The organism is Rummeliibacillus sp. POC4 (genome assembly GCF_003576525.1).
GTDB lineage: Bacteria > Bacillota > Bacilli > Bacillales_A > Planococcaceae > Rummeliibacillus.
Genome location: NZ_QWUA01000006.1, coordinates 80,750 through 95,424, shown reverse-complemented (window position 1 = coordinate 95,424; position 14,675 = coordinate 80,750). Strand labels below are relative to the sequence as shown.

13 protein-coding genes are annotated in these 14,675 nt (G+C 34.1%); 1 reads left to right on the top strand and 12 read right to left on the bottom strand.

Features of this window, described 5'->3' with window-relative positions; translation table 11 throughout:
- Positions 1-3: 3 nt before the first annotated feature.
- The 6 genes from D1606_RS03330 to lplA form a co-directional block, all read right to left on the bottom strand.
- Complete coding sequence (locus D1606_RS03330; protein ID WP_119414588.1) at positions 4-1,560, bottom strand: fatty acid--CoA ligase family protein; 1,557 nt, start codon at positions 1,558-1,560, stop codon at positions 4-6.
- 195 nt (positions 1,561-1,755) lie between these two features.
- On the bottom strand, positions 1,756-3,693 hold the full coding sequence (locus tag D1606_RS03325; protein ID WP_119414587.1) for an ABC transporter permease: 1,938 nt from the start codon (positions 3,691-3,693) through the stop codon (positions 1,756-1,758).
- Positions 3,665-4,438, bottom strand: coding sequence for an ABC transporter ATP-binding protein (locus tag D1606_RS03320; protein WP_119414586.1), 774 nt, complete (start codon positions 4,436-4,438; stop codon positions 3,665-3,667). The genes D1606_RS03325 and D1606_RS03320 overlap by 29 nt, the downstream gene beginning before the upstream one ends.
- Before the next feature lie 20 nt (positions 4,439-4,458).
- Positions 4,459-5,448: a sensor histidine kinase gene (locus D1606_RS03315; RefSeq protein WP_119414585.1), complete on the bottom strand. Its 990-nt coding sequence runs from the start codon at positions 5,446-5,448 to the stop codon at positions 4,459-4,461.
- A gap of 2 nt (positions 5,449-5,450) precedes the next feature.
- Positions 5,451-6,155, bottom strand: a complete 705-nt coding sequence (locus tag D1606_RS03310; RefSeq protein ID WP_119414584.1) for a response regulator transcription factor — start codon at positions 6,153-6,155, stop codon at positions 5,451-5,453.
- A gap of 37 nt (positions 6,156-6,192) precedes the next feature.
- Positions 6,193-7,185 carry a lipoate--protein ligase gene (gene lplA / locus D1606_RS03305; RefSeq protein ID WP_119414583.1) on the bottom strand — a complete coding sequence of 331 codons (993 nt, stop codon included), beginning with the start codon at positions 7,183-7,185 and terminating at the stop codon, positions 6,193-6,195.
- 139 nt (positions 7,186-7,324) lie between these two features.
- On the opposite strand from lplA, the gene yhfH reads away from it, so the two are divergent.
- Entirely contained in the window at positions 7,325-7,450 is a 126-nt protein-coding gene (yhfH, locus tag D1606_RS03300) for a protein YhfH (protein ID WP_119414582.1), read from the top strand.
- 217 nt (positions 7,451-7,667) lie between these two features.
- On the opposite strand, the gene D1606_RS03295 is transcribed toward yhfH, so the two are convergent.
- The 6 genes from D1606_RS03295 to D1606_RS03270 all read right to left on the bottom strand — a co-directional run bounded on the left by D1606_RS03295 (position 7,668) and on the right by D1606_RS03270 (position 14,601).
- Positions 7,668-10,307, bottom strand: coding sequence for a YhgE/Pip domain-containing protein (locus D1606_RS03295; protein ID WP_119414581.1), 2,640 nt, complete (start codon positions 10,305-10,307; stop codon positions 7,668-7,670).
- Between the two features lie 65 nt (positions 10,308-10,372).
- Positions 10,373-10,942 (bottom strand): TetR/AcrR family transcriptional regulator, encoded by a 570-nt coding sequence (locus tag D1606_RS03290; RefSeq protein WP_119414580.1) that lies wholly within the window; start codon positions 10,940-10,942, stop codon positions 10,373-10,375.
- A gap of 133 nt (positions 10,943-11,075) precedes the next feature.
- Entirely contained in the window at positions 11,076-11,567 is a 492-nt protein-coding gene (locus D1606_RS03285) for a FixH family protein (protein WP_119414649.1), read from the bottom strand.
- A 3-nt stretch (positions 11,568-11,570) separates the two neighbouring features.
- The gene (locus tag D1606_RS03280) at positions 11,571-12,962 is read right to left on the bottom strand and encodes a sensor histidine kinase (protein ID WP_119414579.1); all 1,392 of its coding nucleotides are present in this window, start codon (positions 12,960-12,962) and stop codon (positions 11,571-11,573) included.
- Positions 12,959-13,642: a response regulator transcription factor gene (locus D1606_RS03275; protein WP_119414578.1), complete on the bottom strand. Its 684-nt coding sequence runs from the start codon at positions 13,640-13,642 to the stop codon at positions 12,959-12,961. The genes D1606_RS03280 and D1606_RS03275 overlap by 4 nt, the downstream gene beginning before the upstream one ends.
- Positions 13,639-14,601 carry a YncE family protein gene (locus D1606_RS03270; protein WP_119414577.1) on the bottom strand — a complete coding sequence of 321 codons (963 nt, stop codon included), beginning with the start codon at positions 14,599-14,601 and terminating at the stop codon, positions 13,639-13,641. Before D1606_RS03270 ends, D1606_RS03275 begins: the two co-directional genes overlap by 4 nt.
- Positions 14,602-14,675 lie beyond the last annotated feature (74 nt).

The window sequence follows — 14,675 nt, the reverse complement described above, 5'->3', positions numbered from 1 at the left end:
TCACTAAACGCGAGAAAGAGCTTGGTCTTTTAAATTACGACGTAATATTTTCCCAGTAGTATTCTTTGGTAATTCATCTAATATAATAATTTCTTTTGGACATTTATATTTTACTAAATGTTCTTTACAGAATGCATCTAATTCATCAACTGTAATAGATTTGTCCTTCAGTACTACGTATGCTAGTACTTCTTCACCTAGATTTGGATCTGGTATACCAACAACAGCCGCTTCTAATACTCCTGGATTTTTATAAAAGACTTCTTCTACCTCTCGTGGGTAAACGTTGAAGCCACCTACAATAATCAAATCCTTTTTTCGATCAACAATATAGAAATAACCATCTTCATCCATTCTTGCTAAATCGCCCGTATAAAGCCAACCACCACGAATTACCATAGCTGTCTCCTCAGGCATTTTATAATACCCCTTCATAACATTAGGTCCTCTTACAACAAGTTCACCGACTTCACCGACCGGTACTTCTTCACCTAACTCATTAAAAACTTTGTTTTCTACATTTACAATATTCGTACCAATTGAGCCAGGTTTTCGTTCACGGTCCAGTGGGTTAAAACAAGTAACTGGTGAAGCCTCAGATAGACCATATCCTTCTGATATTCTAACATTAAACTTATCCTCAAAATTATGAAGTAAAGCAACTGGCAAGGAAGATCCCCCCGAAATGGCTAAACGTAATGATTTTAAATCATCTGCATTTCCTTCCGGGAATTGATACAAGAAATTGAACATCGTTGGAACCCCAGCAAAAACAGTTGGTTGAAGTTCTCTACCAATTCTAAAAATTTCTTTTGGACTAAATTTAGGCACAATGATTAATTGCGCTGAAGTTAATAAAGGCGCATTGACAACAACCGTTAAAGCAAAAACATGAAAAATAGGTAAAGTAGTTATAATACGATCATTCTCATTGAATTGTAAATAATCAGATATATCTCTAGCATTTGAATATAGATTCTTATGTGTTAACATAGCTCCTTTTGGATGCCCTGTTGTACCTGAAGTATACAATATAATAGCTGTCTCATCATCATCAATCTCTACTGGTTTTACCACTGGCTCTGATTGAGCTAATAATTGCGTAAAAAGATGAACTTTTTCTTTCACAATTGGTGATAGCGTTTCCATTTTCTCGAATATATCTGGTTTCGTTTCGCATATTACATACGCTTTTACACTAGGAAATAATTGAACACCAGCTTCTACTAAAGGTAACAACGCATCTAAGGCAATCACGGCTTTAACATCACCATTTTGAATAATATATGTAATTTCATCTGGTGTATAAAGCGGATTAATCGGAATAGCTGTTGCACCAATTCGCATTGTTGCATATAAAGAAATTATAAAATGAGGTGTATTACTTAATAAGAAAGCAACATGATCGCCCTTATCAACCCCTAATTCTTTTAATGCAGTTGCCATTTTTGAAACAGAATTTTCAAATTCTGAGTAAGTAGTATCTTTTCCCCCAAAATGATAAGCTACTTTGTCTGCTTGTTCTATAGATGTCTTATAAACCGCTGAAACTAAATTCATATTCTCAACCCCTTTGTAAGAATAAAATGAACGGTAATTCATTCCCCATCCATATCTATTATATAGAAGTTGAAAAAATAAAACAACAGACATTCTATTTTTCGCTATCTGTTGTTAGTATTTTTCTATTTTTTGATGTTATTTTGTTTTTAATATATTTATCTTAAAGCCCTTATATAGAGTGAATTCTCTAAATTAAATAGCTCTTATATGCGACAAATATCGCCATCGAATTAGATAAAAATAACATAATTGCATACACGAGATGCCTGCTAGCACGAGGAATATCTCTCTTATAATCGATAAATCCGCAATTCCTTTCCAGAATACTTGTAATGCCATAAATGCAAATGTGCTATGAAACATCGCTAATCCCCATGGCATAAAGAACTGTGGAATCAGTTGACTATTTACTATTTTACGTAACTCTTTATCGGTAATGCCCATTCTACGTAATGCGTCAAATTGCTTTTTATCTTCTTCTAAGCCCGTATAAAGTTTAAAGTATATAAAGCTCCCTGATGCTAGGAAAAATACTGTAGCCGCTAATAATCCGATAAACAACAATAACGCAAACGTTGAGCGTATAAAAGAATAATCCAACCCTGAGTTTTCAAAATAGAAAGGCAAGTCATTTTCATGATTAGTCATATATGCTTCTGTCATTAAGGCGTCTAGGTTTTGACCGATATCTTTTGTTTCTGTCCATTCAGGTACTGAAAAAACAAAAATATGATTCGTGGATTGGTTTGCATTTGCACCTACCATTGGTTCTTTGATCAAACGAAAATCTTCATCGCTAACTACGATGACATTTGTTCCAAGCTCTGTAGGTGAGAATAATACTTTTGGATACACCTTATTTATCGTTAAAGGAATACTATTTTCTTGTAAAACTGTTTCAACATTTTTCTTTTTTAACATATCAATAGAATCCATTGAATAAGGTAGGAACATCGCTTCACCTGGTTTTAAATTAACGACCGGATAACTATATAAAAGAGCTAGTCTATTAATATCTGATTGCGTCAATATTTTTACGGTCTTTTGAGTATTTGACGATGTTTGTCTTTTTACATCGAATTTATTGAGGTGATAACTTAACCCCTTATCCTCTAATTCCTCGATTAATCCAGATACATGCGTTTTTTCATATGGGTTATCTATTTTGCTAGAATACACCATTCCCAATGGATTTAATTGATGATACTGGTGTGTAAATGTGGACATTGAACTTAAGGAGCCGACTGCCAAAAAAGCTAGTGTAGAAACCATACATGAGATAAAGAACATTCTCGAATTTTCTCGCATAATCGACGAAATTTTGGCCAATGAGATAATCCGATATTTATGCCAATACCATTTTCGATGTCTACGTATTCGTGACAATATAAAAGGTACAGAATCTGTAAAGAATAGATATGTACCAATCATTGCAAAGGGAGGTGTTAAAGAAACAAATACAATAAGATAGGCTTTATTAATATTGGCTGCCATTACATACGCCATAGTTAATAACAATAAGCCTGCAATCCCTCTCCAAACGGAATACTTTGCAATCTGTTCATTACGCCAATATCCTCTCAAAAGATTCACCAAATTATTATCCTTGATGAACATAACACTAAAAGATGAAATAATCACAAATAGACTTGTGAATGTACCAATTGTTAACGCAAAGGGCTTCCAAGAAAAATACAATGGTAAACTATCAATTTGCAAAATTTCTCTGACAATCATAAAGAAAAATTTAGAAAAAGCATAACCAAAAACTATTCCAACAATGATAGCAGCAATTCCAATAATCATTGTTTCAAATAGAATTAGCTTATTGAGTTTTCTTTTCTCAATCCCTAATTGTAGTAATATCCCAAACTCTTTTGAACGAGCTTCTAAAAAAGCCCGCATAGAATAAAACAAGAAAAACAATGTGAACAGCACTAAAATAACTTCTGCACCGAACATCCCTTGAAAGGCAATTTCCCGGAGAAATTCATCTTCAACTTTTGGATGAAACATTAACATGGAATAGATAAAAAATACCATAACCGATGAAACACTTGATAGAAAGAAAGCTGCATAAACACGCTGATTTCTTATTACATTACGGAAGGCGAACTGTCGAAAAGTCACCGACATGACCCCCTAATAAGCTCAACACATTTAAAATAGCTTGAAAAAAAGTTTGGCGATGGTTATCTTTATATATTTCATTAAAATACTCTCCATCTTTGATAAAAAGAACCCGGTCACAATAACTTGCTGCAATAGGATCATGAGTCACCATCACGATTGTTGTGTTTTCGTGCTTGTTAATACGTCTAAGTAATTCTAATACATCTTTTGAAGACTTAGAATCTAAATTTCCTGTTGGCTCATCTGCTAATAGAAGTGATGGCTTATGAATAATGGCTCTCCCAATAGCTGTCTTTTGTGCTTGACCACCCGAAATTTCATTTGGACGCTTTTCGAGTATCTTTTCAAGTCCTAATTGTTCTGTAACATATTGAAGTCTCGTTTCCATTGTTTCAAGATTTTGATCATCAAGCGTTAACGGTAATACAATATTTTCTTCTACGGTTAACATCTGAAGTAAATTAAAATCTTGAAAAACAAACCCTAGTTGGCGTCTTCTAAAATAAGCTAAATCATTTTTCTTCAACTTATGAGGTTTTATGTCATTGACGATAATCTCACCTGATGTTGGTGTATCAATAGTAGAAATCATATTTAGAAGCGTTGTTTTTCCACTTCCCGATGGTCCCATCACTGCTAGAAATTCACCATTTTCCACTTCGAAGCTAAGTTGATTGACCGCGCGATGTGTAACTTTACCTTCATATACTTTCGTTACATCCTGAATTTTTAAAATTGACATATACGTTTACCTCAATTCTATTATGAATGCTGGAAGTGAACACGTATGGTTGTACCTCTTCCTACCTCTGAATCTATTTCTAGTTGATGCCCTAACTTATCACAAACCTCTTTTGCCAAATATAGACCCATCCCCGTAGATTCGGCTGTTTTCCGACCATTTTCACCAGTAAAGAATGCTTTCGTTACACGTTTTAAATCTGAAGGTGGTATTCCAATACCCTCATCTCTAATGGTTAAAATAATTTGTGTGTCATTAACTTCTGCAGATAAATACAGCTTTTTTCCATCTTCAAAAGTATATTTTACTGCGTTGGTGATAAATTGGCCGATGATAAACTTCATCCATTTCGGATCAGTTGGGACGATACAATCCTCAGCGATATCAATATTAGGGTATACATGATTTGTGATAAATAATCTTTTATTTTCATTTACGATTGAGCTTACCAATGGGCGAAGAGCAACCTGCTCAATTTTCATATCCTCTTCAAAAGTATCTAGACGTGCATTCATCAAAACGGTTTCCAGACCATGTTTTAGTCTATCTACTTCCTCTTGAACACTAACCTTATCTAACTCTCCATCTTCTTGCAAAAGTAGTTCCAAAACACTAATTGGTGTTTTCATCTGATGTACCCACTGATTCATAAATTGAAGATGACGATTTTGTTGAGCATATAAAGCTTGTGCTTCTAATTCATAAATTTTGTATAGTTCATGAATATATTCTTCTGCAGCAATATTTGCTGGGGTTTTTGCGTTTTTTTGTAATGCGTCTTCCATAGAATGAGGTAGTTGAAGGATCTTATTATAGAAAGAGCGGCGCATAATATACCTTGTACATAAAAAAGTTACGGTTAAGATTAACGAGATAATGATAGAATAAATAGCTGTATCAATATTACGAAAACCATCTAACCAATATAATAGTAGGATAAATAACACCAGCAATATATCAAATATGACATAGCCAACATGCTCCTTTAGAAAAAGTTTTATAGAATCCATGATTATTGCTCCTCTTCACATAAAACAAATCGATAACCTGCACCACGCACTGTTTCAATAGTAGATAGCACATGATAATCCGAAAGCTTTTTTCTCACCCTTGTCATATTAACGTTCAAAGTATTTTCATCAACAAAAGCTTGATCATCCCATAATTCTTCTAATAATTTTTCTCTAGAGACTACCTTTGGGGCTTGTCCCATTAACAATTCTAAAATGACACATTCTTTTTTTTGAAGTGGAATTTGTGCATTCTTTGTATGCAACTCCATACGTTCCAAAAATAGTTGTAATTGACCAAGCTTTATCGTTCTTTCCTCTTGCTTCATCGCATATTCTCCATACGATCTTCTTAAATGACTTTTAATCTTCGCTAGGACAATTTCATAGTTAAATGGCTTCGTGATAAAATCATCTCCACCATTTTCTAATGCAAAAATTTGATCCATTTCCCCTGCTCTTGCTGAAATGAATATTATTGGGCAGGTCGTTAACTGTCTAAGCTGGCGACACCAGTAATAGCCATCAAATGAAGGTAAGTTTATATCAAGCAAAACAAGATGTGGATCGAACGCTTTAAAATCATCTAGAATGTTATCAAAAGATTCCACGGTAGTTACATCATAGTGATACTTGCGTAATGTATCCGCTAATAATGATGCAATTTTCACATCATCTTCCACGATTAAAATTCGATGTGTACTCATTATTCTCCCCTCCATCTTATTCGTCATATCCGTAAAATTAATAGATTAGTTTCAAAAATTCTTCTTTTGAAACTCCTCCAAAATACTTAGGTATATCTATATTTTCAAGAGCTTTTGAAATCTCATGAGGTTCATATTTTTTGCCGTTCAGAACTTCTTCTATGTCTTTCATTTCACCGACACCAAAGAAATCACCAAAGATATGCACTTGTTCCATAATACCTTTTTTTACTTGTAAACGTAAATCGATAAAACCAGAAGCGAATTTCTTATTTCGTTGAATATTAAACTTAGGCGATTGTCCATAATTCCAATCCCATTGTTGATAACGCTCTTCTGATAATTTATAAATATTATCCCAATCTTCTTTTGTTAGTTCGTAATATTGAATATTTTCTTCTCCACCGAAAATCGATTTTAGTATTTCCATTCTAAATTCTTCGATTGTTATTGGATTTTCCATAAAATCAGCAATGTTCGCAACACGTGAACGAACAGATTTAATACCTTTTGATTCGATTTTTTCCTTTTTAACTTTTAGTGCAGATACAACATGATCAATATTTGTATTGTACATTAAAGTACCATGACTAAACATACGGCCCTTTGTTGAGAACATGGCATTTCCTGAAATTTTACGCCCTTCTGCCAGGATATCATTACGACCAGAAAGTTCAGATTTAATACCGAGCTTTTTCATAGCATCTACAACTGGCTGAGTGAACTTTTTAAAGTTTTGGAACGATTCTCCGTCATCTTTTGTTAAGAAGCTAAAATTCAAATTACCAAGATCATGATAAACTGCTCCACCACCAGATAATCGACGAACTACAATGATATTATTTTCTTCAACGTAATCAGTGTTAATCTCTTCAATTGTATTTTGATTTCTTCCAATAATAATTGAGGGTTGGTTAATATAAAACAGTAAAAATGAATCCTTTTCTACATCCATTGTCTTTAATGCGTATTCTTCTATTGCAAGGTTAATACGTGGATCGTTGATTCCTTTATTATCGATAAAATACATGCTCGTCACTCCTTCAATATATTCATAAATTATTTTAACTTAAATTTGGAATTTTGTATTGACATTTACCTTTCTGTTATAATACAATACTTAATAACGAAACAGTAATATAACAGTATTGTGAAGGAGGGGACTTTCAATGTTAGAAAATGTTGTTGAATTTTTCAAAAACTTACCTGATAAACATTGTGCAGAATGTGGAGAAAAAATTGAAGAACAAAGCGAGTGCTATACTAACACTTGTGAACATTGCAATAACCTTTAATAGTTTATATTACTTACTAGACTAAACGTCTCCCAAGATTCGTTTAGTAATCGCTCACTCCTCATCACTGTCTGAACCGCAGATGATGAACTTATAAGTAAACCGCTTACGAAAAAAGCGTAAAGAGCCCGAACCCCTCTTTACGCTTTTTTATTAATCTTTGATATATTCATATTTTAAAAAGGCCAAGGACTATTCCCTGGCCTTTTATATTGATCTATTCTGCAGTAGCTTCTTTTGAATGGCGTTTTGCAAATAATAATGCAAAAAATCCAAACGTAATTGCTAAGAAAGCAACCAAATATGTTAACAAAATCGCGATATTAAATCCGAAAAAGCCCATATCTCCAGTTGAAATAGCCGCCTTGAAGCCTTGAACTGTATATGTCATCGGTAAGATTTTGTTAAATACATGCAACGCTTTTGGTACTAATTCTAACGGGAATGTACCAGCACTTGTTGTAAGTTGAAGAATAAGGACAATAATTGCTAAGAATCGTCCAGGATCTCCTAAAATAGTAACAAGCATTTGTATTAAAGCTAAGAAAACATAACTTGTTATTAAAGATAACAAGATAAACGCACCAATATTGGCCATTTCAATTTTTAATACAAATAATGATATTAATACTACGATTATAGATTGGAAGAAACCAACTACAGCTAAAATAACTGTTTTACTAGCAAACCATGAGAAGCCATTTTTTGGTTTGATAGCTGGTTCTACTAATGGGAAAACAATTGAAATTAGTAATGCACCAACAAATAATCCTAGTGAAATAAAGTAAGGGGCAAAACCTGTTCCATAGTTTGGAACTTTATTTACTTCTTGTTTATCTACATCAACTGGTTCGCCAACCATATCATATGTTTTTTGAGATGCATGAACACTTGAAGCAGTTTGATGAGCATCAGTAAGTTTATCTTGTAGTGTTCCTGCCCCATCTTTTAATTTAGTGGTACCATCTGCAAGTTGTTGCGATCCGTCAGAAAGTTTTCCTGCACCACTTACTAAAGATTGTGTTCCATTACTTAATGTATTTAAACCGTTTGCTAATTTACCTGAGCCGGCTTGTAGTTGACCCATTCCATTTACTAATGATTGTGTACCATTACTTAATGTACCCAAACCAGCAGTTAATTTTCCTGAGCCTGTTTGTAATTGACCAAGTCCATCAGTAAGCGATTGTGTTCCGTTACTTAATGTGCCCAAACCAGCAGTTAGTTTTCCTGAGCCTGTTTGTAATTGACCAAGTCCATTATTAAGTGAAGCTATCCCTGTATTTAGTTGGCCAGCTCCTGCATCTAATTTTTTAGCACCTTCTACTGAACTACTCCAATTTGAAGCGAGCTTATCTGTTCCTGCTGCTAATTGTTTTGTACCTGGCGCTAACTCTTTGCTTACTTTCTCATTCATCTGGTCTAAACCAGCTGAAACTTGTGCAGCACCTTCTTTTAATGCAGTTAAATCTCCTGTAGTTGGTGCATTCATTTTCGAAACTTTATCGTTTAGTGCAGTCGTTCCTGCACTTAGATTACTTGCACCTGTTTTTGCTGTAGTTGCTCCCGCTTTAAGAGTATTTGCTGTAGCTAATAATTGGTTCTTTTGCTCATCAGTTAATCCTAAAGAATTAATCTGTTGGATTAGTTTTTCTGTACCTGCTTCTAATTCGGCTGTACCTGTTGCTAAATTAGCTGCTCCACTATTTAAATCTGATACACCTGTTTTTAAAGAGGCAACTTGTGTAGGCATTTCTCCTAAGCCTGTCACTAACTGTGATACGCCATTTGATACATTGCTGGCACCTGGAGCTAATTTAGCTAATCCAGTACTCAATGTACCAATACCTGTATTCACTTGTTGTGCTCCATCATTTAAAGCATTGATATTAGCTGTATTGCCTTCTAGACCTGAAACTAAAGTTTCGGTTCCTTTTTTCAAATCAGATGAACCTGTTTGTAATTGACCTGATCCATCTTTTGCTGAGGTGATACCATTATTTAATTCATTTGATCCTTTTGCTGCGGATTTTGCCCCATTATTTAATTGGGTTGCTCCATTTGCTGCTGAATCAATTCCATTCTTTAAATCATTAGAGCCTTTTGCTGCAGATTTTGTTCCATCATTTAATTGGGTTGCTCCATTTGCTGCTGAATCAATTCCATTTTTCAAGTCACTCGATCCATTCGCTGCAGACTTTGCTCCATCGGCTAACTGAGTTGCTCCATCTTTTGCAGTTTGAAGCCCATCATTTAATTGGTTGGCGCCTTTATTTAATTTGCCCGCTCCATTTTCTAATTTACCTGCTCCATCTGCAGCTTCTCCGAAACCGTTACCCATTTTTTTGATATTCGCAAACAACGTTTTCGCATAAGTTGCTGAGACTTGCTTATTTACCTCTTTACGAACTAATTCTAAAGCCGTATTACCAATTTGTCCGCCTAAGAAGTTATAGCCTTCATTTGGCTTATATATTATTTTCATTTGTTCAGGATCATCCTCTAAGATTGAACCTGCATTCTTTGAAAAGTCTTTTGGAATAACAACTTCCATATAATAATCGCGATTTTTTAATCCCTTATTCCCTTGTTCTTGGGTAGTCTCCGTGAACTTAAACTTTTTACTATCAATTAAATTTTCTGTAAGGTCATTTCCTAGATGCTTTGTCTTGCCATCAATTGTTGCACCTTCATCATTATTTACGATAGCAACTGGTAAATCCTCTAAATTTGCATATGGATCCCAAAATGCCCATAAGAACATACCAGCATATAGAACAGGGACAAATAAAACAGCAATTATAGCAACTAAAACTTTTCTAGAATGAAAAATTTTACTCCATTCTGCTTTAATCACAATTTACTCCTCCTAAAACTGACTGACCAATATTCTCATTTGGTCATTTTATTGCAAAAAGAATCTCATGGTAAGAGACCTTTAAAGATAGTATCTCGAAACAATGCTGCGATTCTTTCTTCGGATAATTCCGAATCATGTGTTTCGCCCCAATCTGCGACTAGACCAATATAAGATTTAAATAATAGAAAGGCTACAAGTTCCGAATCACATGGACACAATTCTTTTTTATCTACAGCAATATTTATCTTTTCCGAAATGTAGGAGACAATTTCTTTTTCGATACGAATTAACATCGTTTGAACAGTTGGAGTTCGAAGCTCTTTTTCTTCTTCTACTAATTTTGCATATAGTTGATGTACTTCTCTAAATTGCAAGATTTTCATTAAAACATTATGTGCATTTTCTTGAAATGGACGACTTGTTTCAATTTCCTGTTCGGCCGCTAATTTCATTTCCAAAATTAGTTTCACTACAATCTCTTGGAAAAGAATTTCTTTATTTTCGAAAAATGTATAAATCGTACCTTTTCCTACATTTGCAATTTTCGCCACTTGATCCATGGTTGTTGCTTTATATCCAAATAGTGAAAAGGATTTGGATGCTGCTTCAAGAATCTCTTGTCTCCTATCCATATTGTTTCTTACCTACTTTCTGCTTGCATAAAATGACCAGAAAACATTTTTGGTCATCTGGTCATTAATTTTACACTTATTAATTTTTTGTTGCAAGGTATTTTAACAAAACAGAATCTCACTCGAATATAATTTAATGATCTTCGCTTGAGGAATCATCCATATCCATATTCATACTTCCATCGTCATTATCCTCTTTTACTTTACTCATATCAGGATTGCCAGCTACAATTTTTTGTTTAGGCATTGTGTGTAAACCGCGAGCTGTGGTGTGAGCATACATATAATAGACACCATCATGATCGAATTTTGTCGTTGCTTTGTATATGCCGTCTTTATCTAATTTACCTTCAAGCATTTGTCCATTATCTCTATTACCTGATTCCCAAACTTCAAATTTCACTTCATCAGCATCGTCTACATTTTCTCCACCTTGAGTAACATGAGCGGCTAATTCAATATCCTTTCCAACTTTTACTTTTTCAGGTGTTTGAATAGCTACTTTTACTTCTACTGTTGTTCCTTCGTTATGTGATGTAGAATCATCTGTCTTTGAACTATTTGCATTGTTACAGCCAGCAAGTACACCAGCTATTACAGCTAAACTTATTAGTAGTTTTTTCATCATTTAAATCTCCTTTATTAATGGTATTTGTATAGTCACTTTTGTACCATTACCTAATTCACTATCTATATGCCAAGTTCCTTTATGATATTTTACAAGCTGATCTACAATAGAAAGACCTAATCCACTACCTCCATCACTTCTGCTTCGTGCTTTATTGACTCGATAAAAGCGTTCAGTTATATGTGGTAAGTCTTCAGCAGGTATTCCAATACCATGATCTTGTACAGTTATAATTGCCATATTCTCTTTTCTCTTTGAACTTAGAATAATCTCTGTTCCTTCTTTAGAATATCGCAGTCCATTTTCTATAAGATTAATCATTATTTGTTTAATTTTTTCCTCGTTTGCATTAATAATGATATCTTCATCAATGTCTGTTCTCAAACTAATTGATTTTAAGTAAGCTTTTTGCTCCGTAATTGTTACAACTTCACGTAAAGTTTCCGCCAGCGGCAAAGGATATAAGGGTCCGGATTCTGTTTGGTTAACAGCTCTTGATAATTGCAATAATTCATTTGTCAGTTTTTCTAAGCGATTTGCTTCCCGAACAATAAGAGAAAGCGTCTCTTGTCTTTGTGATTCCTCTATATATCCATTCTGCAATGCTTCTCCATATCCTTTTACATAACTAATGGGTGTCCGCAATTCATGGGAAACTGTTGCTAGAAATTGCTTTTGAGCTTCATCCTCGCGTTGTATTGATGTGGCCATTTTGTTGAAGGTTTGTGCAAGTTCTCCTATTTCATCTTTAGATTTTACTTCAACTCGAGTTTCATAATTACCCACGGCCATCTTTTCAGCTGCATTTTGCAACTCTTTTAATGGTTTCATAATATGCTTGATACCTTTAAACACACCAAATCCAATTAAGACTATAAAGATAGCTGCACTGCCAAGTAAGATAAAGACTTCTTTTGAAGCCATTTCTGTTATTTTAGCAAGCGGGAAGTATATATAGATAATCCCCTCTAAACGTTTTTGATCAGTTAATGGAATAATGGCTGAAATTACTTGGCGATCAAAACGCTTTTCATAGCCTTTTTTTGTGATTGTTTTCCCCTCAAGAAGCTGCTGTCGTTCATCTGCACCGATTAAAGTATCATAATCGATATCAAATGGTACACATGCACTTAGTTCTCTAGGATTCCGAACTGCAAACACATTTATATTCGAGTAATCATTATATTCATCAATCTTTTGGATAAATTCATCAGTTACTTTTCCACCATTATAGATTGTTGACAATTTTTCTCCAACTTCAACCATTGAATCTTCTGCGTCTTTTACATAAAGGCCTTCATATAAGAAATCCGTAAGAACATACATAAATAATATTGTAATGGCTAAAAAAGCTACAATGACTGTCCAAATTTTCGTGGATAATTTTTTCATCTTACAACCTCGAATCGATACCCCAATCCCCATACAGTTTGTATATATTTTCCGGTCTTTGCTCCTAGTTTTAATCTTAATGTTTTAATATGTGTATCAACCGTTCTAGTACCACCGCTATAATGTGCATCCCATATAATTTCTAAAAGTTGTTCTCGTGTATAGACTACACTTTCGTTATTCATAAACAAATGCAGGATTTCGAATTCCTTTAATGTTAATGGAACAACTTTACCACTCACACTAACTTTTCTTGACACATCATCTAATTCTATTTCTCCCTTAACAATTAGATGATTGGTATCTTCAACAACTTCTCCTTCAGTTCTTCTTAATACGGCTTGTATCCTAGCTATTAGCTCTGATGCAGAAAACGGTTTTACTACATAATCATCAGCACCAATTGTTAGTCCTTTTACTTTATCCTCATTCGCATCCTTTGCTGTCAAGAAAATAATGGGGACATCAGATTCCTTTCTTATTTCAGCACAAACAGAAAAGCCGTCCATCTCTGGCATCATTACATCTAAAATAACTAAGTCTATATGATGTTCTTTTAGCAGCTTAAACGCTTCTTGTCCTCCATTCGCTTGAAGAGATTGAAAACCAGACTGGCTTAACATTACTTCAACTAAATTTCTCATATCTTGTTCATCATCTACAATTAATATTGTCGTCATTCTTCGTTCCCCCTGACAAGCAATTGGAAAGGTCCTTTACCTACATTGATTGTTTTAGCAATTTTCCCATTTTGTAAAAAATAGACGTGATGATCATCATATCCAGCTACCACTATGTTGTCTTTAAAGATTGTTACAGTAAAGGGATTCGCCCCAACTTCCATTTTACGAATTACCTTACCATTGAAATCCACTTCAGAAAGTGCACTATCACCATGACTAATAACATAGACGCGATCTTGACTCTTTGCAAAACCAACAGGCATTAAAGGTAGTTTAATCTGTGATATTCTTTCACCTGTTTGTAAGTCATAAATATCGGCCGTTGAGTTTGGTTTAATCCCCTCACCATGACCACCAATCCATAATTCCTTATTCTTAACAATCTGCATACCATTTGATGACTTCTCAATAGTCCACTCTTTTAAAGGTTTTAAAGTATTTGTCTGCAATATTGATAAAGTAGTATCTTTGTAATTTACTATATAAAGTTGCTGATCATGGATGATCATGGACATAGGGTAATTTCCTACCTTTTGAGTTTTGGCTAATTTTCCATTACTAAAATATGCCGAAATACGGTTGGTTTTCCCGTTTGCTAGATACACTTTTTGATGTTTTTTATCATAAATAGCATTTGTTATACCAATTCCAGTAGCAATGGTGTATTCTTGTTTACCCGTGCTCAAGTTATAGACAGTTGCTTTTTTTAACTGATATCCATACAGCAAAATATAATCATGATCTATTAATGTTGCACCAGTATATCCTTCATCTAGTTTCCATGTTGTAAATACTTTTCCTTTATCGTTTATAAAACTGATTGATGGTGCTTGTAAATTTACAGATGCTACAAAATTTTTTGTTTTAGATATTGTAGGGTATGTAGTCTCACCGCATCCACTAAGAATTAGTGCAAAACTGACGATCCATAGAATCCACATTTTTCTCCAAATCACAAGCATCACCTCTATATACTATTTTACTTTGTAAATGTGAAATATAAATGAAGTCTTCTTAGCTATTTTTTGAA

What these genes read in the sequence shown, in the direction of transcription:
- D1606_RS03315 (WP_119414585.1), bottom strand. Translation starts at nt 5,448, where the DNA reads ATGGATTCTATAAAACTTTTTCTAAAGGAGCATGTTGGCTATGTCATA.
- yhfH (WP_119414582.1), top strand. Translation starts at nt 7,325, where the DNA reads ATGTTAGAAAATGTTGTTGAATTTTTCAAAAACTTACCTGATAAACAT.
- D1606_RS03320 (WP_119414586.1), bottom strand. Translation starts at nt 4,438, where the DNA reads ATGTCAATTTTAAAAATTCAGGATGTAACGAAAGTATATGAAGGTAAA.
- D1606_RS03310 (WP_119414584.1), bottom strand. Translation starts at nt 6,155, where the DNA reads ATGAGTACACATCGAATTTTAATCGTGGAAGATGATGTGAAAATTGCA.
- D1606_RS03285 (WP_119414649.1), bottom strand. Translation starts at nt 11,567, where the DNA reads ATGAAAAAACTACTAATAAGTTTAGCTGTAATAGCTGGTGTACTTGCT.
- D1606_RS03290 (WP_119414580.1), bottom strand. Translation starts at nt 10,942, where the DNA reads ATGGATAGGAGACAAGAGATTCTTGAAGCAGCATCCAAATCCTTTTCA.
- lplA (WP_119414583.1), bottom strand. Translation starts at nt 7,185, where the DNA reads ATGTATTTTATCGATAATAAAGGAATCAACGATCCACGTATTAACCTT.
- D1606_RS03280 (WP_119414579.1), bottom strand. Translation starts at nt 12,962, where the DNA reads ATGAAAAAATTATCCACGAAAATTTGGACAGTCATTGTAGCTTTTTTA.
- D1606_RS03275 (WP_119414578.1), bottom strand. Translation starts at nt 13,642, where the DNA reads ATGACGACAATATTAATTGTAGATGATGAACAAGATATGAGAAATTTA.
- D1606_RS03330 (WP_119414588.1), bottom strand. Translation starts at nt 1,560, where the DNA reads ATGAATTTAGTTTCAGCGGTTTATAAGACATCTATAGAACAAGCAGAC.